24 protein-coding genes are annotated in these 26,304 nt (G+C 40.6%); 4 read left to right on the forward strand and 20 right to left on the reverse strand.

Features of this window, described 5'->3' with window-relative positions; translation table 11 throughout:
• Positions 1-44 precede the first annotated feature (44 nt).
• Positions 45-1,508 (reverse strand): catalase, encoded by a 1,464-nt coding sequence (locus BM095_RS10925; protein WP_091661802.1) that lies wholly within the window; start codon positions 1,506-1,508, stop codon positions 45-47.
• A gap of 233 nt (positions 1,509-1,741) precedes the next feature.
• On the opposite strand from BM095_RS10925, the gene BM095_RS10930 reads away from it, so the two are divergent.
• Positions 1,742-1,849, forward strand: coding sequence for a YjcZ family sporulation protein (locus BM095_RS10930; protein WP_091661553.1), 108 nt, complete (start codon positions 1,742-1,744; stop codon positions 1,847-1,849).
• A gap of 61 nt (positions 1,850-1,910) precedes the next feature.
• Here the strand turns inward: BM095_RS10930 and BM095_RS10935 are convergent, their stop codons facing one another.
• From BM095_RS10935 to BM095_RS10965, 7 genes are all read right to left on the reverse strand, one after another.
• A complete protein-coding gene (locus BM095_RS10935; protein WP_177194788.1) occupies positions 1,911-3,008 on the reverse strand; it encodes a M20 family metallopeptidase in 1,098 nt (365 codons plus the stop codon).
• A 117-nt stretch (positions 3,009-3,125) separates the two neighbouring features.
• Positions 3,126-4,181, reverse strand: coding sequence for an ATP-grasp domain-containing protein (locus BM095_RS10940; RefSeq protein WP_091661555.1), 1,056 nt, complete (start codon positions 4,179-4,181; stop codon positions 3,126-3,128).
• Positions 4,182-4,437: 256 nt separating this feature from the next.
• Entirely contained in the window at positions 4,438-5,286 is an 849-nt protein-coding gene (locus BM095_RS10945) for an aldo/keto reductase (RefSeq protein ID WP_245757880.1), read from the reverse strand.
• Positions 5,287-5,383: 97 nt separating this feature from the next.
• Positions 5,384-6,955 (reverse strand): FAD-dependent oxidoreductase, encoded by a 1,572-nt coding sequence (locus tag BM095_RS10950; protein ID WP_091661558.1) that lies wholly within the window; start codon positions 6,953-6,955, stop codon positions 5,384-5,386.
• Between the two features lie 131 nt (positions 6,956-7,086).
• The gene (locus tag BM095_RS10955) at positions 7,087-7,845 is read right to left on the reverse strand and encodes an ABC transporter permease (RefSeq protein WP_091661561.1); all 759 of its coding nucleotides are present in this window, start codon (positions 7,843-7,845) and stop codon (positions 7,087-7,089) included.
• Between the two features lie 4 nt (positions 7,846-7,849).
• A complete protein-coding gene (locus tag BM095_RS10960; RefSeq protein ID WP_091661565.1) occupies positions 7,850-8,818 on the reverse strand; it encodes an ABC transporter substrate-binding protein in 969 nt (322 codons plus the stop codon).
• A 134-nt stretch (positions 8,819-8,952) separates the two neighbouring features.
• On the reverse strand, positions 8,953-9,738 hold the full coding sequence (locus BM095_RS10965) for an ABC transporter ATP-binding protein (protein WP_091661568.1): 786 nt from the start codon (positions 9,736-9,738) through the stop codon (positions 8,953-8,955).
• Positions 9,739-9,999: 261 nt separating this feature from the next.
• Here BM095_RS10965 and BM095_RS10970 point away from each other — a divergent pair, with 261 nt between their 5' ends.
• Both BM095_RS10970 and BM095_RS10975 read left to right on the forward strand, forming a co-directional pair.
• A complete protein-coding gene (locus BM095_RS10970) occupies positions 10,000-10,533 on the forward strand; it encodes a DUF4242 domain-containing protein (protein WP_091661571.1) in 534 nt (177 codons plus the stop codon).
• A 32-nt stretch (positions 10,534-10,565) separates the two neighbouring features.
• Positions 10,566-11,633, forward strand: coding sequence for an acyl-CoA dehydrogenase family protein (locus BM095_RS10975; RefSeq protein ID WP_143083218.1), 1,068 nt, complete (start codon positions 10,566-10,568; stop codon positions 11,631-11,633).
• Between the two features lie 205 nt (positions 11,634-11,838).
• Here the strand turns inward: BM095_RS10975 and BM095_RS10980 are convergent, their stop codons facing one another.
• The 7 genes from BM095_RS10980 to rfbA all read right to left on the reverse strand — a co-directional run bounded on the left by BM095_RS10980 (position 11,839) and on the right by rfbA (position 18,729).
• Complete coding sequence (locus BM095_RS10980; RefSeq protein ID WP_091661573.1) at positions 11,839-13,551, reverse strand: DUF6044 family protein; 1,713 nt, start codon at positions 13,549-13,551, stop codon at positions 11,839-11,841.
• Positions 13,548-14,678, reverse strand: a complete 1,131-nt coding sequence (rffA, locus tag BM095_RS10985; RefSeq protein WP_091661576.1) for a dTDP-4-amino-4,6-dideoxygalactose transaminase — start codon at positions 14,676-14,678, stop codon at positions 13,548-13,550. Before rffA ends, BM095_RS10980 begins: the two co-directional genes overlap by 4 nt.
• A 34-nt stretch (positions 14,679-14,712) precedes the next feature.
• Entirely contained in the window at positions 14,713-15,105 is a 393-nt protein-coding gene (locus BM095_RS10990) for an EamA family transporter (protein WP_456061742.1), read from the reverse strand.
• Positions 15,098-15,661, reverse strand: a complete 564-nt coding sequence (locus BM095_RS10995; RefSeq protein ID WP_407639160.1) for a GNAT family N-acetyltransferase — start codon at positions 15,659-15,661, stop codon at positions 15,098-15,100. Before BM095_RS10995 ends, BM095_RS10990 begins: the two co-directional genes overlap by 8 nt.
• 125 nt (positions 15,662-15,786) lie before the next feature.
• Positions 15,787-16,779 (reverse strand): glycosyltransferase family 2 protein, encoded by a 993-nt coding sequence (locus BM095_RS11000; RefSeq protein ID WP_091661585.1) that lies wholly within the window; start codon positions 16,777-16,779, stop codon positions 15,787-15,789.
• Complete coding sequence (gene rfbB / locus BM095_RS11005) at positions 16,769-17,806, reverse strand: dTDP-glucose 4,6-dehydratase (protein ID WP_091661588.1); 1,038 nt, start codon at positions 17,804-17,806, stop codon at positions 16,769-16,771. Before rfbB ends, BM095_RS11000 begins: the two co-directional genes overlap by 11 nt.
• Positions 17,803-18,729 (reverse strand): glucose-1-phosphate thymidylyltransferase RfbA, encoded by a 927-nt coding sequence (gene rfbA / locus BM095_RS11010; RefSeq protein WP_091661591.1) that lies wholly within the window; start codon positions 18,727-18,729, stop codon positions 17,803-17,805. Before rfbA ends, rfbB begins: the two co-directional genes overlap by 4 nt.
• Before the next feature lie 204 nt (positions 18,730-18,933).
• Here rfbA and BM095_RS11015 point away from each other — a divergent pair, with 204 nt between their 5' ends.
• Positions 18,934-19,734: a TIGR00266 family protein gene (locus tag BM095_RS11015; protein WP_091661594.1), complete on the forward strand. Its 801-nt coding sequence runs from the start codon at positions 18,934-18,936 to the stop codon at positions 19,732-19,734.
• 269 nt (positions 19,735-20,003) lie between these two features.
• Here BM095_RS11015 and BM095_RS11020 read toward each other — a convergent pair whose 3' ends face one another.
• The 5 genes from BM095_RS11020 to BM095_RS11040 all read right to left on the reverse strand — a co-directional run bounded on the left by BM095_RS11020 (position 20,004) and on the right by BM095_RS11040 (position 26,292).
• Positions 20,004-21,512, reverse strand: coding sequence for an acetyl-CoA hydrolase/transferase family protein (locus BM095_RS11020; protein WP_091661812.1), 1,509 nt, complete (start codon positions 21,510-21,512; stop codon positions 20,004-20,006).
• Positions 21,513-21,807: 295 nt separating this feature from the next.
• Entirely contained in the window at positions 21,808-22,458 is a 651-nt protein-coding gene (locus BM095_RS11025; protein ID WP_091661596.1) for a LytTR family DNA-binding domain-containing protein, read from the reverse strand.
• A gap of 92 nt (positions 22,459-22,550) precedes the next feature.
• Complete coding sequence (locus tag BM095_RS11030) at positions 22,551-23,372, reverse strand: squalene/phytoene synthase family protein (protein WP_091661599.1); 822 nt, start codon at positions 23,370-23,372, stop codon at positions 22,551-22,553.
• A gap of 77 nt (positions 23,373-23,449) precedes the next feature.
• Complete coding sequence (locus BM095_RS11035) at positions 23,450-24,223, reverse strand: CheR family methyltransferase (protein WP_091661602.1); 774 nt, start codon at positions 24,221-24,223, stop codon at positions 23,450-23,452.
• Positions 24,224-24,288: 65 nt separating this feature from the next.
• Entirely contained in the window at positions 24,289-26,292 is a 2,004-nt protein-coding gene (locus BM095_RS11040; protein WP_091661604.1) for a chemotaxis protein CheA, read from the reverse strand.
• Positions 26,293-26,304 lie beyond the last annotated feature (12 nt).

Consider the following 26,304-nt stretch of genomic DNA (forward strand, 5'->3'; position numbering starts at 1 on the left):
ATACAGATAAAGCCAGCAAAGTTTGACTCTGCTGGCTTTTTACATTAGTTTTTTACTGTTTGGTCTTCAGGTACTGAAAGACCAAGACCTTCAGCAACACGGCGTCCATATTCTGGATCCGCTTTATAAAAATGAGAGATTTGTCGAAGCTTTATTTCTTCTTTCTCTACAGGCTTCATATGATTAACAACAGCCTCTATGAGACGATCTTTTTCCTCATCACTCATCAATCGGTATAAATCACCAGCTTGAGTGTAATGATCATCACGATCATAACTTACACTGTCCACTTGGCCTGAAACTTCGAAAGGAGTGAGTTTCGTTTCTGGTGATTCTTTTGGTCCGTCAAAGCTGTTAGGTTCATAGTTTACAGAACTGCCCCCATTCCCGTCGACTCTCATGTAACCATCTCGCTGGTAATTATGAGGGTTGTGACGAGACTGGTTAACCGGCAGCTGTTCATGGTTGGCACCAAGACGGTAACGATGGGCATCCGCATAGGCAAACAGACGACCTTGTAACATTTTATCAGGGGAAGCCTCTATTCCAGGTACAAAGTGACCAGGTGAAAACGCGGCTTGTTCCACCTCTGCGAAGTAATTCTCCGGGTTACGGTTAAGTACAAGACGTCCCACTTCTATTCTCGGATAGTCTTTTTGTGACCACACTTTCGTCACATCAAATGGATCCCACTTGTATGTGGCTGCTTCATGATACGGCATAATTTGAACGTAAAGCTTCCACGCAGGAAAATCTTTATTTTCAATAGCATGAAATAAATCTTCTGTATGATAATCTGGATTTTCTCCAGCTATTTTTGTAGCAAGTGATTCGTCTAAAGCTTTTACACCTTGCTCACTAATAAAGTGGTATTTTACCCAGTAGGCCTCTCCTTCGTCATTCACCCATTTAAAGGTATGACTTCCGTATCCATTCATATGGCGAAGAGTGGCCGGGATTCCTCGATCACCATGTAAGTACGTAACTTGGTGAAGGGACTCTGGTGACAGGGACCAAAAATCCCAGACCATGTTGGGGTCTTTTAAATGGGTTTGCGGATGGCGTTTTTGAGTATGAATAAAATCAGGGAACTTGATAGCATCTCTAATAAAGAAGATAGGTGTGTTGTTCCCAACTAGATCATAGTTCCCTTCTTCTGTATAGAATTTCACCGCGAATCCGCGTGGATCACGAACTGTATCGGCTGATCCCAACTCCCCTGCGACCGTGGAAAACCGAAGAAAGACAGGAGTTTGTTTTCCAACTTGGTTCAAGAAATCAGCTTTTGTGTATTTTGTCACATCATTGGTCACTTCAAAATAACCATGGGCCCCTGCCCCTTTTGCATGGACAACACGTTCCGGGATGCGTTCCCGGTTAAAGTGGGCAAGCTTTTCTAATAAATGTACATCCTGAATTAGTACAGGACCGCGTGAACCGGCTGTGATGGAGTTCTGATTATCTCCAACAGGAGCCCCTGATGCTGTTGTTAATTTTTTATTATCTATACTCATTGTCATCACCTCAGTTATTTTCTATGTTTATATGATAACACTTATCAAAATAAAATCAATACTAATTTATAATAATTATAATTTAATTATGTGTATTATTTGTTAAAAAGATTAGTGGGTGCCCAATTTACATAAAATGTGTTTATGCTCTCCCATTTCTCTCTTAGCTACATATAGATATAACGTCAGCGGTAGCTGAACATTACTAAATAAAAGGAGAGGTTATAATGGGTTATTCAGGCGGATACGGCGGAAGCTTCGCCTTAATTGTTGTTCTGTTTATCTTGTTAATTATCGTAGGAGCTGCCTGGGGCGGAGGATACGGAGGTTACTAATACTCCCCCACGAACAACAAAGAACCCCATCCGTCATTGACGGATGGGGTTCTTTTATTATCTATCCACTTGATATAGCTTTCTCAATTCCAGAACATGATAGTACGAAGTCCACAAGTACATTCTGATATGCTCTTACGGATTCCACGTAGACCATTTCTTTATTTCCGTGCCAATCAAAACCGGCAGGTCCAAATTCAACGGCGGAGCCTCCGTATTTTGTGAAATATTGTCCGTCATTTGAACCATGCTGTCCATATAAATTTGCACGTTCTAACTGTGTTTGGCTGGTTAAGGACTCGGCCAAGGAAAGAACAAATGGATTGTCCTCCTTTGTTTTAACAGGGTCATTCAGTATATGAATGTGCACCTCACCTTTTGTAATGTCCTTAATCTGTTTGAATATCTCCTCAGGCGACTGATCCGGCAGAAAGCGAATATCAAGTGACATCTCACATTTTTCCGGAACTTTATTGTACACTGTGCCAGCCTTTATCTTCGCCAGATTAATCGATGGTTTATCAAACATCGGAGGAGCTGTTTCTAATGCAAAAGGAAGCTGCAGAATATCCTCATAAAGATCATACGCTTCTTTTATTGCGTTCTTTCCTTCCCAAGGTCTGCTTCCATGAGCCGGCTTTCCTTCTAGTGTAAAATCAAGTTGTAAAACACCTTTGGATTGAATAGCAATTCCGAGATTTGTCGGTTCACCACAAATTATGAAGTCCCCAATATATCCTTGTTCCGTCAAATATTTCGTTCCGTTAATCCCGCCTGTTTCTTCATCAGGGACAATTTGCAGTTGCACCTTACAATTAGGATTCATTTTCTTTAACTGATCCATCGTTTCCATCATCGCCGCTACGCCGGCTTTCATATCGGCTGAACCACGGCCATATAATTTCCCCTCTTCTATATAAGGTTGGAATTGTTTTTCATCGGCTTCTATTACATCAATATGACCGTTTAAGATGATTGTTTTATCACCTTTACCAAGTTCGGAAACAAGCATATGATACCCATTGTTCTCAAGCTTTTTCACTGGTAATCCTCGTTTTTTCAGCCACTCTTCACAATAAGCAATGGATTGATTAACGCCTGACTTTGTTGAGCTGTCTATTTTCACAAGTTTTTCTAACAAAGGGATTGGATCACCCATTGTCTCCCTCCTATTATTCTTACCGTTTCCATACTTCTTTTTCCTGAGGACTCCGGAGATAAACATTCTCTTACGGTTATGAAATAAAAGAAGCGCGAGACAGCCTTCTAACACTATTTAGTTTCGTAGAGTCAGAGAATCTTTTACTTTCCGTTCGTCAATTCGTACAACCGTGTCATGACGAGCCAGTTCAATTTCCTGATCATCTTCAAGCCATTCGTTCTTCACCTCTCGGCCGTCTGCTAATGCGATAATAGCTGACGGTATATCTGCCCCCGCCACATGAGAAAATGCATAGCCGCCGCCGAAGCGAGGATTAATGTCAATCACATAATATTCTTTTCCATCATAGTATACGTCTGCATTCATATAACCAGCGTGTCCTAAATTCTCTCCCATTTTTCTAGCAATGTCTTTTAATTCTTTCTGGTGGACAGTGATACACCGATCTACATCTCCACCCCTCATTTCTAGCTGTTTACGAACAAACGAAGCGAGGAATTTGCCGTTTAAGTCATTAAACATATCCAAGCTAAACTTTTCCCCTTCAATCACTTCTTGAATAATAACGTTCTCTTCCGCATTCTTAGAAGTCGCGTCATCCAGCGGGGTTTCTTTAATGGTCTGAACCGCTTGCTGATACGCAAACTTTAATGCATCTAAATCATGAACAATTTCAATACCAATAGATGCTGAGCCATTTCTCGGTTTGACAATCAGAGGATAATCTACTTCACTATTATTGAGAGCACGTTCTGCGTCTTCTACGTTTAAATAGGAGCGAGGAGCGACAACATCAAATGAACCGAGCAGCTCCCGATACTTCCCTTTATCGCGCACTTTATCTACCACTTCAGAATCAGGCGTGAAAACGTGAACACCTAGATCCTCGAGTTCTTTTTTATGGTTTGAAATCTTTGGCACTTCCCAATCGTTTAATGGGACAAGCGCTTTTACTTCGTGATCTTTGCATATATTAACGATAGCCTCCATATAGCGCTCATCTGTTTGATGGGGGATGACATAGTTCACATCACCCACTTGGAGTGATGGAGCATTGTGTTCTGGGTCTGCCACAATAACGTCACCAACGATACCTGCATTTTTTAAAGCATCTCGAAAAAAACTAACAAAATCTATTCTCCTTGCGCCTGATGTTAATAAAATGTTCATTGTTGATACACCTCGCTCTTTCTTTCTGTTGTGGTTGTTAGCTTGAGTCAATATTTCTATACCCGCGAACAGAAAGCTTAACCTTCCAATTTTTTTACGTTGATGTTAAACCCAGTGACATTTACCATGAGAAGGATCAAAAATATAAACCTCAATTGAGAAAATGATCAAAACACCACTCCCCCCCTCCATACATACAAAAACTACCCAGGATTCGTGGAAATCCAGGGTAGTAATGAACCTTGCCTTTACCTTATTAAACGATATCTAGTGGTTGTTTTCTGTTAGGCGGAGGAAACGCACGATCTAATTCCTCGAGTTCTGTCTCTGTCAGTTTTATCATTGCGGCTTCCGCATTCTCAATTACATGTTTCTCTTGAACAGCTTTTGGTATCGATATCACATCATTTGTTCTCATTGTCCAAGCGAGTGCAATTTGCAAAGGGGAGGCGTCATGATTTTTGGCAATTTTATCAAGGGTCGGATTTTGTATTAATTGTTGACGATGTCTCCCTCCCTGAGCCAGGGGACAGTATGCCATAATGGGCATCCCCGCTTCTCTTTGCCAAGGTAACAAGTCATACTCAATTCCTCTAGAACCCAAATGGTATAGTACTTGATTGACAGCACAGCGCTCTCCGCCACGAAGGCTCTGTAACTCTTTCATATCGGATATATCCAAGTTAGACACACCCCACCGTTTGATTTTGCCGGCCGCTTGCAGCATTTCCATGCCTTCAATGGTCTCTGATAACGGAACATTGCCTTGCCAGTGTAACAGATATAAATCTAAGTAATCTGTTTGCAGACGTTTTAAGCTTTGCTCACATGCCTGCTCAATCAACTCCCGTCCAGCCCGGAACGGATACACCTTAGAAACTAAAAAAACATCATCTCTTCTCCCTTTTATTGCTTCGCCTACCACTGTTTCGGCTTCTCCATCGGCATACATTTCAGCCGTATCGATCAGCGTCATTCCTCGATCAATCCCAAGCTGCAAAGCCCTGATTTCTGCAGCCCTCTGTTTTGGATCTTCTCCCATGTGCCATGTTCCTTGTCCGAGTTGAGAAACAACGGTTTGGTCTGGAAGCACTACCTCGCTCACTATTATCCCTCCATTTAAATCAACATTCAATGCGAGCATAGCAACGATTTTATGTATTCGCAAAAGAAAAGAGAGCTGAGAGCCCTCTTTCCGAATGTTAATATCCCGAGTTTTCAGATGTTAGGTTGTCAAAAATCGTGTGATCGTGTTTTTGTAGTGGCTTTTCGGCTGGACCTTCAATGACTTCTCCCGTATAAGAGAAACGAGAGCCGTGACACGGGCAATCCCAAGTACGGTCTCCGTCATTCCACTCTACTTCACAACCGACATGAGTACATGTAGTATCAACGATGTGCAAATCACCCGTTTCATCCCGATATGCTCCTTTTCGATGGCCGTTGACCGAGACCACTTTCCCTTCTCCTTTTACTACAACTTCCGGACTCCACGCCGGAACATCAAGCTTCCCTTTTATTAAATGACGAGCTACATCTCCGTTTTCTACGAGAAAATTTTTCAAGCTTGGCTGTACGTAAAAACGTGATGGATGATAAAGTTCTTCGTACGGACTTTTCTCACCAAGTACTTTATCTTTGAAAAGCAATGCTGCCGCTGTACTATTCGTCATGCCCCACTTTCGAAAGCCGGTGGCCAAAAGAACACGAGGTTCTCCTTTTGTGATAGGTCCGATGTATGGAAGTTTATCTAACGTGATCAAGTCCTGGGTGGACCAGCGATATGCTATTTTATCAATTGTGAATATTTCTCTCCCGAATTCTTCCAGTGCTTTATAATGATTCATAGTATCCTCGCCCTGGCCCGTTTTATGACTCTCTCCGCTTACTAATATGAGTTCTTCTCCATTTATATTGGCGGCCCGCAATGAACGATTCGGTTGATCAACGCTTAAATACATACCTCCAGGATAAGATTCTTTTGTTGTAACACCTAACACATAAGCACGATCTGCATGCATTCGAGTCGAGTAAAAACCTGCACCTTCATAAAATGGAAAGTGAGAGCAGATAAGTGCATAGCGTCCTCTCACTTTATACCCATCCCGAGTGTGAATGATAGGATGAGTTTTTCCTTCTGTAATGTTTACCGCCGTTGTATGTTCATGTATGTCTCCCCCATTCTCTTTAATCCTATTCGTAAGGTGAGTCAAATACTTCAAAGGGTGGAACTGGGCCTGATTTTTCATAGATAGTGACTGTGTTACCTTTATACGAAAAGGAATATCGTTCCCCATTTCTCCTTCTATTTTAAGACGCTCATACGCCTTCCATTCTTTTTCTAGCTTTTTTGCATATTGCTCCGTCGTGGCATATAGATAAGCATCTTGCTCCTTGTAATCACAGTCTATGTTATCTTCTTGGATTGTATTGCGTATAAATTGAGCTGCCTTCTCGTTTGCTTCATAATATAATCTTGCTTTGCTAGCTCCAAGGTTTTGAATAAAAGTATCGTAGATAAGTCCATGCTGTGCGGTAATTTTGGCTGTAGTGTGCCCAGTCGTACCGTTTAACAGTTTATCTGCCTCCAATACAGCCACTTTCAACCCTTCCTGTGATAATAAATAAGCAGATGTTATCCCCGTCATACCCCCTCCGATGATAACGACATCAACATCTTTGCTTTCACTCAAACGAGGAAATTCCGGCAGATTTAACCCTTCTCGCCAGTAAGGTTCCGGATTTTTAGGCATGTTTTCTTCAGACTGAGTCATAACTATCCCTCCGCTCATTTTTTCATGCCCTTACTATCCCCACCTTCCTCTTGTAGTATTCGACACAATCGTCGCGATAATAATAAAAAAACTGCTCATGCTTTAAACTACAAGCTGAGCAGCGTATCCATTTAAGTTCTTCCCCATTTTTTGTTAATCCAATTCTCAAACAGCCCTACCGCTTTATCGAGAAGCAATCCGGATACTCCTATAAACAGAATACCAGCCATCACAAGATCCAGTCTCATCGAATTTCTGGCATCAACAATCAAGTATCCTAAACCAGACTGCGCTCCGACCATTTCTCCAGCTACAAGAAAAATCCAAGCTGTTCCTACAGCAATATGCAATCCGTTTGCAATATATGGAAATGCAGCCGGAAAGATAATCTTTTTTACTAATTCGAACCCTTTCATCTCGAAATTCTGAGCAATTTTTAAATAGGTTTGATCAACATTCTTAACAGCTGATACAGTGGAGAGCAAAACCGGAAAGAAGGAAGCAATGAAAATGATAACGATTGCTGGCATATTACCTATTCCAAACCATAATACAATGAATGGAGACCACGCTACGGGCGAAACCGGTCTTATTAATTGTGCAATCGGGTTTAGAACTCCCCATAATAATGGCATTCTACCAAGGATGAGCCCTAAGAAAATAGCCAATATAACCGCGGATATATATCCAGCTAAGAACCTTAAGAAACTCACTTGGAAATGAGTAAATAATGTGCCATCCGCTATTAAAGAAAGAATGCCCTCTCCCACTCGCAGAGGCGGTGGGAAAAGTGCTTCTTCATATCCTCCTATTAGGATCAAAGCTTGCCACACTACTAACAAAATTGCCATCCCAGCAATGATATTTATGGTAGTTTTAGGAATGCTCATCGTATCACTTCGCCTTATCAATGAAAGAATTGTCCACAAACTCTTCATAGGACGGCGGATTGTCCTGAAGGCCCATTTCTACAAGACTATCCGTTAATTGTTCATAATCGTCTTCGTGAATTCTTAAATCATCATAAGCAATCCATTTAAAAGACAAGTCCATTACTTCTTGATCAACATCTAAATATTCGGATGCCATCTCGTAAGCGTGCTCATCTTTATGTTCCGCTGTCTCTCCGGCTTCTACATAATAATCCATAAACTCTTGTGCTATTTCATTTTGTTCTTCTATAAATTCTTCTCGAAGAACGAGTGTACAATCAATCGATCCCGGCCACACTTCTTGATCTTGATATAGGACTTTTCCTTGGTCTATCGCAACAGATACCGCTCCAAACGGCTCAGCTACTAAGTAACCTGCAATTCTTCCTTCAGCCAATGCAGCCGGCATTTCAGCAGGTGGCAGTTCAATTGCTTCGACATCTTCATATTCAAGTCCATTTTGCTTAAGCATGTGATACAGTAAAATATTATGAGAAGAAAACTTATGAGGGATGGCAAATTTTTTCCCTTTGAGGTCTTCTGCATTATCTATATCGTTGTTTGTAACTAATACGTTTCCGTCACGGTGACCAAGGGCTACTGCTTTCAAATCAATCCCTTGTTCCTTTGATTTCATCGCTAGTGTTACCAACATGGACGCACCATCAATGTTACCTGTATTTAAGGCATCAATTAACTCAGTCCATGAGCCGAATTTCACTAATTCTAAATTAAAACCTTCATACTTCTCTTCTTGTTCTTCAATGAATAAGGGAACCGCATGGGTGATCGGCAAATACCCGATCTTTATGGTAGGCTTTTCATCGCTAGAACTATCTGCTGCTGTGTCTTCCCCCGCTCCGCAAGCTGCCAACAGCCCTATTACAAAGATAAACACTGCTAATTGTAAAACACCCTTCAAATTCTTCATTGTTCGTCCTCCCTATTTCTTTCGTTGCTCTCCATATAATTTCATTAAACGTTTAACCCGAACAATTATATGACATGTTTTAAAGTTACTCACAGGTATTTTTCATATCTGTTTGGTGCATTGCTTTGTTATTCTTAAATATTAAAATCAATAGCCATTTCCGGCCGATTAAAGCGAAATTCTTCAAAGATATACTTCCTATAATATTGAAAATCCCCATGACTTCTATCTCTGGGTTTTGCAAGCTCAATATTGATTTCCTTGTGGATAATCCCAGGGTTAGGATGCATAATAAATATCCGATCTGACAAATAAATCGCTTCGTCTATATCATGAGTAACGAGTATAATGGTTGTATCCTCCTGCTCTTGAATTCGCAAAAGTTCGTCTTGAAGGTAGTATCTATTAAAAGTGTCAAGGGCCGCAAACGGTTCATCCATCAGTATGAGTTCAGGACGTAACGCCAAAGCTCTTGCTATTCCTATACGTTGCTGCATACCACCTGACATCTCTTTTGGAAACAATTCCCCTTTATCTTCAAGACCGACTAACTTCAAGTAATATAACGCTCTTTCTTTTCGTTCCTTAGCAGTTAATTTCAACCCTTCTAAGCCAAGCTCGACGTTGTGACGTACCGATCGCCACGGCAGTAATCCGTAATCTTGGAACAACATAATACATCTTCGGTTTGGCTGCTCTACCACTTTTCCATCTAAATAAACGTTTCCCTCATCAGGAGTGACAAATCCTCCAACGATGTTTAAGAGAGTACTTTTACCACAACCGCTTTCACCTAAGATAGATACAACTTCTCCCTTTTGAATGTCAAACGTTATATTCTTCAATACGGGAAGAACTTCAGATTTTTTCTCAAAGCTTTTGCTCATTTTTTCAACGTTTATGATAGTTGTTTGATTCAAAAAAGTCCCCCCTTTTGTTTTTTATTCCAATAAGAATAGTATGTTTTTGACCACTTTATTATATGTTTACCAATTTGTCAACTCAGTTTTATTATATTTATTTTTCCTTCTTTCTCCTTTCTATAGAGCAATAGAGCACCTTAATATTTATTTAAATTTATTTCTATTTTCAGTTGATTTTTTAATCATAGTATAATAATATGAATTATAAACTTAATTTCATATAAAAATTATCGGATTTAATGATTAGGAGGAGTAATAATGGGATTGTTTTTAGTAGAATCAACTTTTAACGGTGAAATCAATGATAAGAAAACGTTTGAAGATAGGGTCTCTGCTTTACAGGAAGCTGTTCAAAAAGAAAATATAGAATTAATCGAAGTCCAAACAGCTGCTGACTTTTCAAGATCTTTTTTCATTTTCGAAACGGAAAATGAATCTAATCTTACTGACACTTTAAATGGCAATGGGTTATCTGTTGATTTAGTGAAAGCCGTTCGTATTGTTGGAAAGGATCTAGAAGAAGTGAAAAAGCAATCAGATAAAGTAAATTATCTTGTAGAATGGAACCTTCCCGAGGATCTTACGATGGATCAATACCTAGCCCGGAAGAAGAAAAATTCTATTCATTACGCCGAAGTACCAGAAGTATCTTTTGAACGTACGTATGTATGTGAAGACATGTCCAAGTGTCTATGTTTTTATGATGCTCCAGACGAAGACGCTGTCAAACGTGCACGTGAAGCTGTCAAAACACCACTTGATTCCATCACTGAAATCTCAACTGATAAATAAAAGTCCGTATTGGAAAGGAGAGAAACTGTCCTATGATAAAGTCAAACCCCATGACAGAGTCCAACCATTTAACCCGTCTCGTCCAAAAGAATTTAAAACCACTTGTCCGCTCTATTGATACGGATAGTTTGTACCCTAAAGAATTTTTACATCAATTGGGAAAAGAGGGTTACTATGCATCGGATTCTTGTACAAAGAAGGAAGTTTTTCTCCGAGAATTCCAATTGGTTGAAGAAGTATCCAAGGTATGTATGACGACTGGTTTCGTATTGTGGTGTCAGTTAGCTGCTCTCACTTACTTGCGCCACACGACAAATGAATTTTTAAAAAATAATATATTGCCAAAGCTGGAAGATGGCAGTTTATTGGCAGGTACTGGTTTATCGAACCCGATGAAATTTTATGGAGGAGTGGAGAAACTCCATTTAAGAGCCGAAAAAACAGATGATGGTTATCTTGTCTCTGGTACTCTCCCCTCGGTTTCTAATCTAGGGACCGATCATTGGTTTGGAGCAGTGGCGAGCACGGCTGATAATCAGCGTATTATGGCTTTTATTCCCTGCCAAGCAGACGGTTTAACCCTTAAAGAAAAAACAGATTATCTTGGAATTAACGGAAGTGCTACGTATGTTTGCCAGTTTGACCAATGCTTCATCCCTGATAAATGGATTGTTGCTGAGGATGCAGATACTTTTATCAGCCGCGTACGGCCGTATTTCCTGATGTACCAAATACCTCTTGGTTTGGGAGTTACAGATGCTTCTGTTCAATCGATGGAAAAAGTAAAAAACAAACAATCTGCTTGCAACCAGTACCTGCCTGTTCAACCCGAAGATCTAAAAACATCTCATACTGATGTGAGAAACCGGGTGTACCGTTATTTAGATAGAGGATCAGAGAACTATAAGTGGAAGGATTTTGCTGCTTTTCGATTAGAAATTACCTATCTAACCTTGCGCGCTGTAGAAGCGAGCATGATTCACAACGGTGGCGGGGGCTATCTGTACAAGAGCAATCCATCACGAAGGCTTCGTGAGGCTTACTTCTTAGTAAATTTAACACCTACGGTCAAACACTTGGAGAAAATTCTCTCGCATTAAGAAACGTAAGTGCCTTGACTTGGTATGGCTCATACATGAGGTGTTGACGTTATCACTCCTGACAGAAGGACCATAATACGGAAAGGTGCTTCAGCTAAGGTGCCTTTCTTTTCTTTGTCTGCACGAGCAAACGCCATGGAATGAATATCATTACACGGCGTTTGTTTTTACTATTCTGTTTGGCGAGATGATAGCAAGCCATTTTTTATATTGCCTCATATAAGTGAATGCGCCAGGCAGAGGATTCAGACTCAAACACCTTCAACAACTCTAAATTATTTTCTTCTGCGTTTTCTATTTCTACGGCTGACAATACATATTCCCCGCCCATTTCTTTAAACGCTTCCGTGTTAAAGTCCAAGTTCTCAATTGTTTCATTTTTATCTTTCGTATATAAGTACTCTTTTCCCAACTCATCGGCAAACACGTATACTCTGCTCCCCCATGTATTATAATAGTCTTTCAGTGACTCGTTCTTCTCTAATTCTCCTTCGATAATTTCCCGAAACTGATGTTTGTAAGAGAGAGGATACATCGTTACATACATATCTAACGAATACATTCCATTATAATGAGCAACCGCTGGATACATGCCGATGCTTACGATCCGATACTCCTCTGGGGGTCTATCAATAAAATCTTTTATTTCTTTAAATTGCTCTTCCGCATAAAACTCTCCATAGGAAGGATAATCAGAACGCGAATACTTCCATTCGAAGTTTTCGTAGAAGACAACATATAGCTGTCCTGCTATCAGTATAGCAATGAGCCAGGAAATCCGCGGTATATACTTTTTTATCACCGACAAAGAAATGGCAAACACAATGTACCAAATGGCAGCATTTAATAAATGAAAGCGGCCGAAATTAAAAGTATTTGTAATATCAATCGTATCTTTTAATAACCGGAAACCTTCCCAGTACCACAGGGCATACCAAAAAGAAAACAAGGCAGCCACTATTAACAAAGATGGTAACGCTTTTTCAACGGCCGTAAATGTTATTAATTGTCCAGAAGGCCGAAGCCACTCTCGTATTCTCAGCCCTGCCAGAAGCAGGAGGGCAAAAAGAACAACATACACAATGAGAGTATCGTGATGTGAATAAGAGTGAGTGTGCGCTGTTAAGTAGTTCTCCCCGAAAAGTTCCATCGTACGTGAAAACGAATTATGGCCACGAGAAAATTCGACGCGATGATCGACGAACCCTTGCCCAAACAACACTCCCATCACTAGCCGATATTGCTTCAGAAGGAATAGCATAGTCATCCAGGCAATGCTTGAGAAAAACTGCCAATTAGAGCGCTTTGTTCGGAACCAATCAATGAGCCATACGACTCCCATAAGACCAAGAAAAAAAATAAAAGACAATACGAAGCTTGAGTAAAAAGGAAGGAAAGTAATAATAAACCAGTCTTTGAAAGAAGAGCACCGGTTTCTGATATTAAGAAAAGCATATAAAGCCAAAGGAATCCCTGCAATACTTGCCCCTCCAAATGGCCAGAATGGGAGTAGGGCAAAGGCAAGAGATACTCCTGCCACAATTAAAATGTAAGAGTGATCGCTTTTGAAGACATGGTGTTTTAAAAACAAAAACATTCCGAAGAAAGCGATGAATCTCATAAGAAATTCATTCAAGACTAAAACAGTCAACGGCTCAAACAACGAAAATAAAAGAACGTATAAACTAAAGGCAGTATCCAATGATCCACGCGGCAAGCCATTCATCATCGTTTGAATCTCTGTATGACTTGGCGCAAACACCGTACCTGTCTCAACCAATGTCTTGTACCAGATTACATTTGAATCCAAATGATCATGCAGACGTACATGCACCCCTTCCCCGAGAAATAGAAAGGGGGAACAGTAGATAATGATGCCTACAATGGAAAGAAATATATAAAAACGCTCTTTTTTCATTCGTAAAAGCTCCTGATCGTCGTAGTTATATATTTAATATCTTTTAATGTAAGGCCATAATACATAGGAAGTCTTACTAAGCGATCACTATTTTCAGTCGTGTATTTATCTACCCCATGAAAACGGCCAAATTGTTCTCCTGCTGTTGAGGTATGAAGCGGTACATAATGAAACGTGCTTTGTATGCCCTTTTGCTTCAACCACTGGATTAACTCGGTCCGTTCCTCTAAGCTATTGGTTTTTATGTAAAACATATGAGCATTATGGCTGCAGCTTTCCGGGACGACAGGAAGAGATATTTTTCCTTCCTCACAAAGAGGTTCTAAGAGTTCATAGTAACGCTTCCAGGAAGTCAGACGGTCTTCATTGATGTGATCTGCCTCTTTTAATTGAGCATATAAATAGGCGGCATTTAATTCTCCCGGCAAATAAGAAGAGCCAACATCCACCCATGTGTACTTATCGATTTGCCCACGAAAGAATTGAGATCTATTTGTTCCTTTCTCACGTATAATTTCTGCACGTGTTTCTAAATCATTCGTATTTACGAGCAGAGCGCCACCTTCACCACCACTTGTGTAATTTTTAGTCTCATGGAAACTATATGCCCCTAAGTGCCCAATTGTCCCTAACGCTTTTCCATGATATGTACTTTTTACGCCTTGAGCAGCATCTTCAATGACAAACAATTTATGTTTTTCCGCTATTTCCATAATCGTGTCCATTTCGCAGGCAACCCCAGCATAATGGACAGGAACAATCGCTTTTGTTTTGGGAGTGATGGCATCCTCAATCAACTTCTCATTGATATTCAACGTATCAGGACGGATATCCACGAATACGATATCAGCGCCTCGAAGAACGAAAGCATTGGCCGTAGAGACAAAGGTATAAGAAGGCATGATGACTTCATCTCCCGGCTCAATTCCTGCAAGGATGGCAGTCATTTCCAAAGCGTGCGTACAAGATGGCGTTAAAAAAGCACGATTGCAATGAAACTCCTCCTCCAGCCATTGTTGGCAGTCTTTCGTGTACGGACCATCCCCAGCCAATGACTGACCCTGCAGCGCTTCTTGTATATAAGTATCTTCAGTCCCTAAATAAGGGCGTCGGTTAAAAGGAATCACAGGTTCATTACCTCCATGCAATGAGATAACCACATTAAGCAGACTGGCTGGTTACAAGGATACCAGCGATAATTAAAGCAAGCCCAATCACTTTATGGGCGGTAATCGGTTCATGAAAAAGAAAAATCGATAATAAGAAAACAAGCCCGAACGACAAGCTCATAAACGGATAGGCATAACTAATATCAAACTTCGTCATCGCCGCCATCCAAAACAAGGAAGCCACAAATGCAGAAAGAAAACCCGATAGAATGAGCGGGTCTAATAACAGTCGTAATACAAATAGAACTTTGTCCCATAGTTCTGGAGGCAGGCCTCCGTATTTAGAAATTTGCCATTTTAGTATAATTTGCCCGTAAACAGTAAAAAACACCGTGCCGAAAATATAGATATAACCCACGATTAAAATCCTCTCTGCTTTACCTATTCAGTTTGTGGTAAACATCAACGGCTTTTTTAAATTTAAATCCTAAAGAAGCAGTAAGGTTCACCATTGCCAAGTTAGCTGCAGAAATGGAGGTGGCCACTTCCTTATGTCCTTCATCAAAAAGAGTACGGACCGAGCGGCTCCAAAAGTATTTTGCCAGCCCTTTACCTTGATATTCTTCTTTAAAGGCCTGCAGCAATACTTGATTGCCAGAGTATGCGAAGAATCCAGCAAGTTCTTCGTCATACACGAATCCCCACACGGTACCTTCATCATACAGCTGTCCCAGCCAATTATCATAGCGTTGATCAGCAAGTCGGCGCTCTAACATGAAGTCTCTGTGAAACCGGCCATGTTCATATATTCCTTCTGATATGGCTATGACTTCACCCTTTTCCACCTCACTGATAACGTCTATCTTATCATGATCATACGGAACAAACTGATCTCTTGTACAAACGGGTGTAAGCAACGTATCTGTGTAATAGAACCCATATTCATGCAGAAGCTCTTTTGAGGCAAGTGGATCTACTTTAATGGAAAAATGACCTTTCATTGCTTGACTCTTATCGAGAGCTGCTTCAGAGAGCTCTAGCAATTCATACGTTTCCATCTCTAAGGAACGTTTATCCCATGGCGTTTCGCGAATAAGATTCTCTTTCACTTCTCTATCCTCCTACTCTATTCCCCATTATCGGCTAACGTGGAGTCTCTAAAGGTTTTATGAATATTCTTCTCCTCAAAGCCGGAAGATTCCTCAATGATATAGAGAGGACGCTTTTTTACCTCGTCGAAAACTTTTCCAATATATAATCCAATCATACCTAAATTAGCAAACAGCAATCCTCCGACAAAGTAAATGGATACCATTAAGCTCGTCCAGCCCGGAACAGGTTTAAACATAAAGAAATACTGGTACATTAAATAAAGGCCATATATTACGGCTCCCACCGCTAAAAGAAAACCGAATTTAATAGAAAGACGAAGTGGCTTATTGGATTGGGACACAATACCGTCAATGGCCAAGTTTACCAGCTTTGATAAATTATATGATGATTTCCCGTGCACCCGCTCGTGGTGCTCTACGTTAACAGCAGCCGTACGAAATCCCATCCATTGGATAAATAATGGAAAATTACGATTCTGTTCACGCATCTGCCTGAAATGAGACACTACTTTTCTTGAAGTGATGCTGAAGTTGGCAATGGTTGGATCTGACTTCCCTTCTGTAAAATAATCATATATTTTATAAAACATTCGGGAACTCCACTTTTTCATAAAAGTGTCACGGCGGTCATAACGTCTGGCAAAGACGACATCATACCCTTCTTGAGCTTTTGCATATAACTTTGTTATTTCTTCAGGTTGATCTTGGAGGTCACAGTCCATCACAACCACCCAATCACCAGAAGCCTTGTCAAGACCGGCGGTAATCGCAGCATGCTGTCCAAAGTTACGGGAAAAACGTACACCGCGTATCCTGTTGTCGCGAATAATTAATTGCTGAATGACTTCCCAAGCTTGATCGGGACTGCAATCATCCACCAGAATAACTTCAAAGTTGTTCGTTACCGTTTCTAGTGTTTCTTTCAGTCGCTTATATAATTGTATTAAGCAATCACCACACCCGTATACTGGGATCACCACAGACATATGAGGATTTTCATTCTTCATGGCGCAAATACCACTCCACTGTCTTTTTTATCCCACTCTCAAAGTTCTCTTCAGGCTGCCAGTCTAGTTCAGTTTTTATCTTATTAGCGTCAATTGCATATCTGCGATCGTGACCTGGGCGATCATCTACAAATGTAATAAGATCCTTATGACTGGTGATGTGTTTATGTTTTAGTTGATGCGGACGTCTTTCGTCAAGGAGTTCGCATATTTTTTTCGCAATATACACATTCGTCCGTTCATTGTTACCGCCTATATTATAACTTTCTCCTGCCCTACCTTTTCGGTACACAAGATCAATGCCTCTGCAATGATCGTCTACGTAAAGCCAGTCACGTACATTTTTTCCATCTCCGTAAATAGGAATCTGCTCTAAATGAACTGCTTTCCTGATAATGGTAGGGATCAACTTTTCACTATGTTGTTTCGGTCCGTAGTTGTTAGAGCAATGAGTCATAACGACATCCATACCATACGTATGATAATAGCTGCGAACTAGCATGTCAGAGCTTGCTTTACTAGCACTATACGGACTGTTTGGCGCATAAGCAGTAGTTTCTGTAAACAAACCAGTCTCCCCAAGTGTGCCGTACACTTCATCAGTCGAAATGTGATGAAATCTGGATGACTCGTAACCTGAATAATATTCACCTGGACGTCTCATCCAATATTTCATGGCGGTATCTAATAAAACGAAGGTTCCTTCAATATTTGTCTTAATAAATAAGTCGGGTCCGGTAATGGATCGATCCACGTGGGATTCTGCAGCAAAATGTATAACTCCTCGGATGTCCTCTTCTTTAAACAGCTTTTCTACTAGTTCTCTATCACAGATGTCTCCTTCGACGAGGCGATAGTTAGGATATTTCTTGAGTTTTTCTTCTTCGGTGCGGTTGGCGGCGTAGGTCATCTTATCTAGGTTCACTATTCGGGTATCCGGATACTTTTCCGCAAAGTAATGAATGAAATGCAGACCTATAAAACCAGCACCGCCTGTCACTAATAGAGTTTGATGGTTGTTCCTCATTTCATCAATTCCATTCTGTACGCCTCGTTGGAGTTAGACAAATATGCCATGTGCTCCGACCGTTCTGCGACTTTCAAGAGATATTTTTTGTAATCACTGTTTTTCATCCCGGCCACCCGCTGCATGAGTTGCTCTTTACTAATATAATTCATATAAAATGCAATCTCTTCCAAACAAGCTACTTTGAATCCTTGACGTTTCTCGACCGTTTCAATGAATTGCGAGGCATCAAACAGAGATTCCGGCGTCCCCGTATCCAGCCAAGCAAACCCTCGGCCAAGAAGTTCGACGTGCAATGTTCCTTTTTCTAAATAAGCTTTATTAATATCAGTAATTTCCAATTCTCCCCGGGCAGACGGACGAATGGTTTTGGCAATGTCTATTACGTCATTATCGTAAAAATATAAACCGGTCACCGCAAAATCTGATTTCGGCTTCTTCGGTTTTTCTTCTAAAGATTTCACCCGTAAATCTTCGTCGAACTCTACAACTCCATATCTTTCCGGCTGACTTACGCGATATCCAAAGACAGTAGCTCCTTCTTTTCGAGTAGCTGCCTTTTTTAAAAGAGGGGTGAAACCTTGTCCATAGAAAATATTATCTCCTAAAATTAAAGCCACATCCTCATTTCCAATAAATGACTCTCCAATTTTAAAAGCTTCTGCCAAACCATTAGGGGAAGCTTGTTCCTTATAAGACAATGAAATACCAAATTGGCTTCCATCCCCGAGAAGTTCCTGAAATCTCGGTGTGTCCTTCGGAGTGGAAATAATTAAAATCTCTTTAATCCCCGATAGCATGAGTACAGATAACGGGTAAAAAATCATTGGTTTATCATAAACAGGAAGCATTTGTTTTGAAATTGATTTGGTCATCGGGTAAAGCCTTGAACCGCTTCCACCAGCTAGTACAATTCCTTTCATTCATCATACCTCCCTTATCCTCTAAACTACCTCTATATTTCCTCTTTATCAAATGTAAAAACCTAAAAATATTTAACATTCATTTTACAAAAATATTACATCCCCTCCATAGTTTCACTTATTTTGAAAAGGAATGAGCAGAAACTAACGCGAATTATTAAACGAGGTTATGTTAGTTTTTACGTTTGAAAGGAGTGGGATACGATGAATAATCATGAAATTGATTACAAACTGCTCGGAGACGATATGCAGTTTGTTGAGGTAGAACTGGATCCGGAAGAAACCGTTATTGCCGAAGCTGGGAGCTTAATGATGATGAACGACAATATCAGAATGGAAACAATCTTTGGGGACGGATCCAATGAATCAAGCGTGAGCGGGATTATGGGAAAGCTCATCGGAGCGGGGAAAAGAGTGATAACTGGGGAAAGTCTATTCATGACCGCTTTTACGAACGAGGGAACAGAAAAAAGCCATGTCTCTTTTGCATCCCCTTATCCAGGTAAGATTGTACCTGTTGATTTAAGCGAAGTGGGTGGAAAAATTATTTGCCAAAAAGATGCTTTTTTAGCAGCAGCCAAAGGAGTATCTGTTGGGGTTGAATTCCAAAAGAAACTGGGTACCGGCTTCTTTGGTGGAGAAGGGTTTATTATGCAAAAGCTCGAAGGGGACGGCATGGCATTTGTTCATGCAGGAGGTACAATACATGAGAAGAAACTAGAAGCAGGAGAAGTACTTAAAGTGGATACCGGTTGTCTTGCCGCTATGACAGGAGATGTGGATTACAACATTGAGTTTGTAGGAGGAATTAAAACTGCATTATTTGGCGGGGAAGGTATCTTTTTTGCTACCTTACGCGGCCCCGGTACAGTATGGGTTCAGTCTCTTCCATTCAGCCGATTAGCCAGCCGTGTGTTTGCTGCTATGCCGCAAGAAGGCGGATCTAAGGGCGAGGGAAGTATTGCTCGCGGCCTTTATGATATTTTCGGAGGAGACCGAAGATAAATTAAAAATGTGATTTAATTATATCCTGTGACAGGAAAGCAGACTCTGACTTTCCTCATAGAGTAAATTACATGTTTCATTCACTCATGCATAAGTTACTTGCCCTCACAACAAGAATTTCCTCTGTTTCACATGAAACATGGAGGCAAATTTCTTATATCTCTTAAAGTTTTCTCTCTAAGAACAAAACGTAGTATTAAAAACGCACTTCCGATATCATTTTGATAATCAGAAGTGCGTTTTAATTTTATCCTCATTTTGATGATTCATTATCCTGAATACTGTGGTGTTTTTTCAAGCATTGTTCCGTTATTCGCAAAATTTGTATGCCAGGAAAATGCTTTTTCTAGCACGTGTGGGGTTTGACCGCCGCGCTTACAGGCTTCTTCAAAATAATTTAGTAATTGTTCCCGATACATAGGATGAGCACAATTTTTAATGATGACCGGCGGACGCTCTATTGGCGCTAACCCGCGCAAATCAGCATATCCTTGTTCTGTCACGATAACATCTACGTCATGCTCGGTATGGTCTACATGTGATACAAACGGCACAACGCTAGATATATTTCCATTTTTCGCAATCGATTTCGTTACAAATATGGACAGTTTTGAATTTCGGGCAAAGTCTCCTGACCCGCCGATGCCATTCATCATTTTCGTACCGGAAACATGAGTGGAATTTATATTTCCATAAATGTCAAATTCAAGGGCTGTATTAATAGCGATAAGTCCTAAACGACGAATAATCTCAGGATGGTTTGAAAATTCTTGCGGACGTAAAACCAATCGATCTTTGTAACGATCTAAGTCAGACAACAATCCCTCAAGCTTTGTTTCTGAAAGCGTAATGGAGCAACCAGAAGCAAATCTGACTTTACCGGCATCCAGTAAATCAAATACAGCATCTTGCAAGACTTCAGAATAAACTTCCAGATCTGTAAATTCGGATTCGAGCAATCCGTGAAGAACAGCATTCGCTACGGAACCAATCCCAGATTGCAGAGGTGCAAGATTCTTCGGTAGACGTCCTTCTTTGTTTTCTTTTCTCAAAAATTGAATAAGATGGTCTGCCATCGTCGCTGTTTCTTCATCAGGAGGAACAATGGTAGACGGACTATCTTGCTGATTGGTTAACACAATTCCTTTTACTTTATCTAAATCTACTGGAATTCCTTGCGTTCCTATTCTATCGTCCACGTGTTGCAAAGGTATCGGATTCCGCTCGCCTTGTTTTCCTAATTCATAAATGTCGTGCATTCCTTCTAAAGCAAGAGGCTGCGCTTCATTTAATTCAACAATCACTGTCTTCGCTTTTTCTACGAAAATAGAAGAGTTACCTACAGAAGTTGTCGGAATAATGAAACCATCTTCCGTGATAGAAACCGCTTCCACAATTGCAACGTCCACTGCCTCCAAGGCATCATTGCGTAAATACTCAGCGGTATGCGATAAATGCTGGTCTACGAAATACATGTCGCCTTCATTTATTTTTTTTCTCATCACGCTATCCGCCTGGAACGGTAAGCGTTTATTAACAATCCCAGCTTCCGCCATTAGTCGGTCTACATCCGACCCTAGAGAAGCACCTGTATATACATTCACTTTTAGATTCTCTTTTTTTGCTCGTTCCACGAGTGCCAGCGGAACTGCTTTTGCATCGCCTGCTCGGGTGAAACCGCTTAAGCCAAGCGTCATTCCATCCTCAATCCATGACGCCGCAATCTGGCGGGAAACCACACGATTCTGGAGGTCTGCGTGACGCACACGCTCCTTAATGCTATTTTCCACACCAATCCCTCATTTCATTGTTGTTTTTTCACTATTTTATCAGTGTTTTTTGGCGATTTCTTGTCTTTTTGTATGAAAGGGCTTAATTTGTGATCGAAACAGAAATATATCGGACGAAGCAGAAAAGCATGTACTCAACTGACAAAAAAACAGAAAGCACCCACCGTAATGTTAAGACGATCGACCCGATATCATCTGAATGGACTGTTCGCTGTAGATGTTATGATTCCCTAACTTTATAATAAAAAAACTGCTCTCATCTTTAAGAGCAGTCTTCCTCCTATTAAAAACCGAGCCTTTTTCTAAATACTCTAGCGTACGTTTGACTGACAGGTACTTTTAACCCATCCTTCATAATAAGCAAAAACGTTGAGTGAGAATCAGGCTGTATCTCTTCAATGTAATGAACGTTAATAATATAAGAACGGTGACACCGTAAAAACGTTTCGTCAGGGAGCAGGAACTCCAGTTCACTCAAAGTATATTTATTCGTTCCCATTCCTTTTACGGACTGTACCCACGTCTTTCTATTCTGGGCTTCTAAATATATGATATCTTGCAGCGTTGTCGGTTTCCAAGTGTCCCCTGTGCGAACCGTTAACACATTCGAAAGAGGCTTCCCATAACTGGCTGGCAAAATAGCAGTTACACAGCCTTTTGGATTACCTTCATCCAGAATGGGGACCGATGTACCGAAATAAGGTACTCCAAAGACTTGACTGCTTACTTTCTGTGACATTTTCCGTTGAACTGCCAGCGCTTGATAAGTCACTGTATTTTCATTTATTTTGTCGCCTGGTCTAATTTTTAAGTCGATGATTTTGCTTGGTTTATAGTAAATAAAATGGTCGGGATCCGCTATAGCGTAAGAGGTCTCTTTTGGTAACAATTCTTCGAAGCTTTCAATCAATGATGTGATAGAAACATCAACCACTATATACCCACTCCTTGTTATTCTCTACTTAAAATAATATCGAAAAAAGGAAAAGAGAGCAACAAAAAGCCGCCCATTAGAGCGGCATCCTGTTACGATTCACTTTTCACTTGTTCTACAGCTGCTTCTACTTCCGTTCGAGTCATTTTCTCTTGCCCCCGCTCTAACGCTTTGAGTGTTCTCTTTGCAAGAACAAGCGGGATCTTACAAAAGAGACGAATGTTTCTTGTATGGAGTTCTTTCATATAGTCATCGGCTAGTCTTAAATTCCTGCGGGCGTATTGAAACATGTCCTCCCGGCTCCAATGTTCAGGGAAAAACTCCACGCCTCGCTCATAATCTTCCTCTTGATTCCGAAGAATGTTCACGGACTGCAGGCCACGCCCGAACGCGATTGCTAAATCCCGATCAGTGCTTGTGCCATTATACCACTCCCATATATCGGACAGCATCACACCAACGAGTCCTGCTACATAGTAGGTATAGTTATCAAGATCGTCCTCTGTATTAATGTTCCAGTTCTTTTTCACCCAATCTGCCATGCCCTGAGCCATAATACTCGTTGACTCTTGTACTTTCTCTCTAATTTCTTGCGGGCAAAATGCAATCCAATCACCGAGACGCCGAGTCACTTCAGGAAAATCAGATGCATACGGCTCTATTAAAGATTCATATGCTTGCCGGTCAAACCTTTGGCTTAGCAATTTGCTCGTTTCTCTCAACAAATGCTCCTTCGGTTCAGGTGCTAACCCTTCATGATCTTCTATTTCATCTATCGCACGCATGCACAAGTACGCAGATGCCACGGTCTTCTTTAATACCGGGACGAGTGAATTAATAGGTATGTAAAATGTCCTGCTTGTTTCTTTTAAAACCCGCATCGCTTCTTTTTGAAGCTTGGATTGATTACCCAACGCTGTCTCCTCCTTCAATAAGCTGAGGTAAAGTTGAGTATATCAGAAAATGATATTTTTTTATACACGCACCGCTGCTATGTCTTTACATAAAAGAAGGAATGCTTCAATTGCAAACCATATTCTTGTGGTTGAAAAATCTGTTCGGTATTCCCAACAAATAATAGCCCTCCGGTACGTAGGGATCGAGAAAATTTCTGATATAGTTTCTTCTTCGTGTCTTCCGTAAAATAAATCATCACATTCCGACAGACAATGAGATCAAACCCTGTATCAAAAGGATCTGATAATAGATTCTGCTGTTTAAATGTCACATACTGTTTGAGCTCATGTAAAACGTTATAATAACCATCGTCTTTGTTAAAAAAATTATTTTTATCGTCCGGTGATAACTCTTTTAGTGATTCTTTGTTATACTTGCCTCTTTTCGCGTGGTCAAGTGCCTTTTCATCCAAGTCGGTCGCGAGAATGTGAAAATCGTTTATGGATGGTATGGAATGAAGCAACATAGCTAATGAGTAGGGTTCTTCCCCCGTAGAACAGGCAGCTGACCACACTTTTATCTTGGAGCGCCCCGCGGTCAATAAAGGAAGCTCTTTCTCTAGTACCGTCCATTGTGGTTTGTTTCGGAAAAAATGAGTAACATTGATGGTTATTCGTTCTAAAAATTCATCGAACAACGCCTGGTCTCTTTCCATTGAGGTATAGTAATCTTTAAAGGTGTGAAAACCACGGCGGTCCCGTAAAGAAGTTAACCGCCTTTTCATTTGGTTTTCTTTATACTGAGACAAATCTACGCCTGCCTTCTCTTTTACTTTCATCTTAAAAGCCTGAAAATCATCAACTTTCATGTTGGTTTCTCCTTCTTTACGTACCTTTCTCTGACGTGGAGGACGATGGTAAAAATCACCTGACTTTACCCAATGAAAGCATTGCTGTCTAGAATAAGAGCCACTTTCCCATCCCCAAGTATAGTAGCTCCAGAAATAGCATGTACATTCGTTAAAAATGCCCCAAGTGATTTTATTACAATTTCCTCTTGCCCAATCAAGGAATCGACAAGAAGTGCTACCATTTTTTCTCCTTTTTGAACAATAACCGCGGGACATTCTTCCTGATCGATCTCGGGAAATCCGAATGTTTCTCTTAACGAAATAATAGGTATGACGGAATCTCGGAAATTGATCACTTTTTGATGATGGACGGTACGTATTTTTGACTTTGGAATAATCGTTGTTTCTTTAATTGAGGATAGGGAGATAGCATATGTTTCATCTGCCACTCTTACAAGCAACGCCAAGATAATTGATAACGTGAGAGGCAGCTCAATAGAAAAGAGACTACCCTCCCCTGGGACTGAAGTGACGGTGATAGCACCACCTAGAGATTCAATCGTTGTTTTCACTACATCTAATCCTACCCCGCGTCCAGACACATCTGAAACTTGATCTGCTGTACTAAACCCGGAGGCAAACAATAAGTCATAAATCTCATTATCAGAGAATTGATCAGCTTCTTCTTTCGTTATAATTCCAGATTTCACCGCTTTACTTGCTACCTTTTCCCTATTAATGCCTGCTCCGTCATCGCTCACTTCAATGACTACGTGGTTGCCGCTATGATAAGCCTTGAGGTGTATCTCACCAGCCTCTTGTTTATTTTTTTCTAATCGTTCTTCAGGCAGTTCAAGCCCGTGATCGACTGAATTACGTATCAAATGAACTAAAGGATCTCCAATTTGATCAACAACCGTACGATCGAGCTCTGTATCGGCTCCTGTAATTCTGAGGTTAATTTTCTTACCTAATTCCTGAGACAAGCTTCGGACCATGCGTGGAAATCGGTTAAACACTTGCTCTACCGGCACCATACGCATGCTTAAAATAAGGTTTTGTAAGTCGTTCGATACTCTTGTCATCTTTTCAAGAGTTTCTATACTATCTTTATTTCCATTTTCTTTTGCCAATTGCTCAAGTCGTCCTCGATAAATCAATAACTCCTCAAATGAGCGCATTAATTGATCGATTCGATCTATGTTCACTCGGATAGATTTAGAGGTGATTCCTCCCCCAACGGGCTTGTTTGCTGGCTCACTTTTCTCTTTTTCGACTTTTTTCTCCGTCTCGCTTTTTTCTGTTTCCTTTTCCTGTGTTACCGGTGCTATCTCCTTTTCTGTTAACGGCTTCACGTTAACAGATGCCACTTCTGAAACGTGGCTGACTATTTTTTCGATTTCCTCTGCGTTTTTCATAGAAGTTAAAGTCATCGTAAATTGATAATCGAATTTTTCTTCTTCTAGTTCTTCTACAGAAGGAGAAGAATGGATGATCTCCGCTTTGCCCTCCAGCCCCTCCATGATCATAAAGATACGAGCGCGTTTTAATACACAATCTTCTCGCAGTTCAACCTGCACTTGATAAACGTGATACTCTTCTTCAAAAGCCTGTGTAAGAACAGATTGTACAAAGCCATCATATTCAACATTGGAGTCAAACGCGGGTTGCTCTCGCTCTGTTTTTTCAACGAAATCACTAACAGAAGATCCTTCCAATACTTGCTCTAGCTGGCTGACGATGACGGTTGTATCCTTTGACCCGCTCCCTCCTTGAGAAATGTCTATTATCATTTCTTCAAGGTCCTCCACCGCATCAAAAACAACATTCAGAATATCTGTCTCTACTTGAATTTCTTCATTTCGAATGGCATCTAACACATTTTCCATTTGATGAGTGAGTGCGGTAAGGTCTTCAAATCCCATGGTTGCAGCCATTCCTTTTAATGTATGAGCAGATCTGAATATCTCGTTAACAAGCGATAAATTATCAGGTTCTTTTTCCAACTCTAAAAGATTGGCATTTACCGCTTGCAGATGCTCTTCACTTTCCTCTAGAAAGAGGTCCATATATTGATTTGTGCTCATTCGTTATCTCCT

This window comes from Alteribacillus iranensis (genome assembly GCF_900113025.1).
Lineage (GTDB): Bacteria > Bacillota > Bacilli > Bacillales > Marinococcaceae > Alteribacillus_A > Alteribacillus_A iranensis.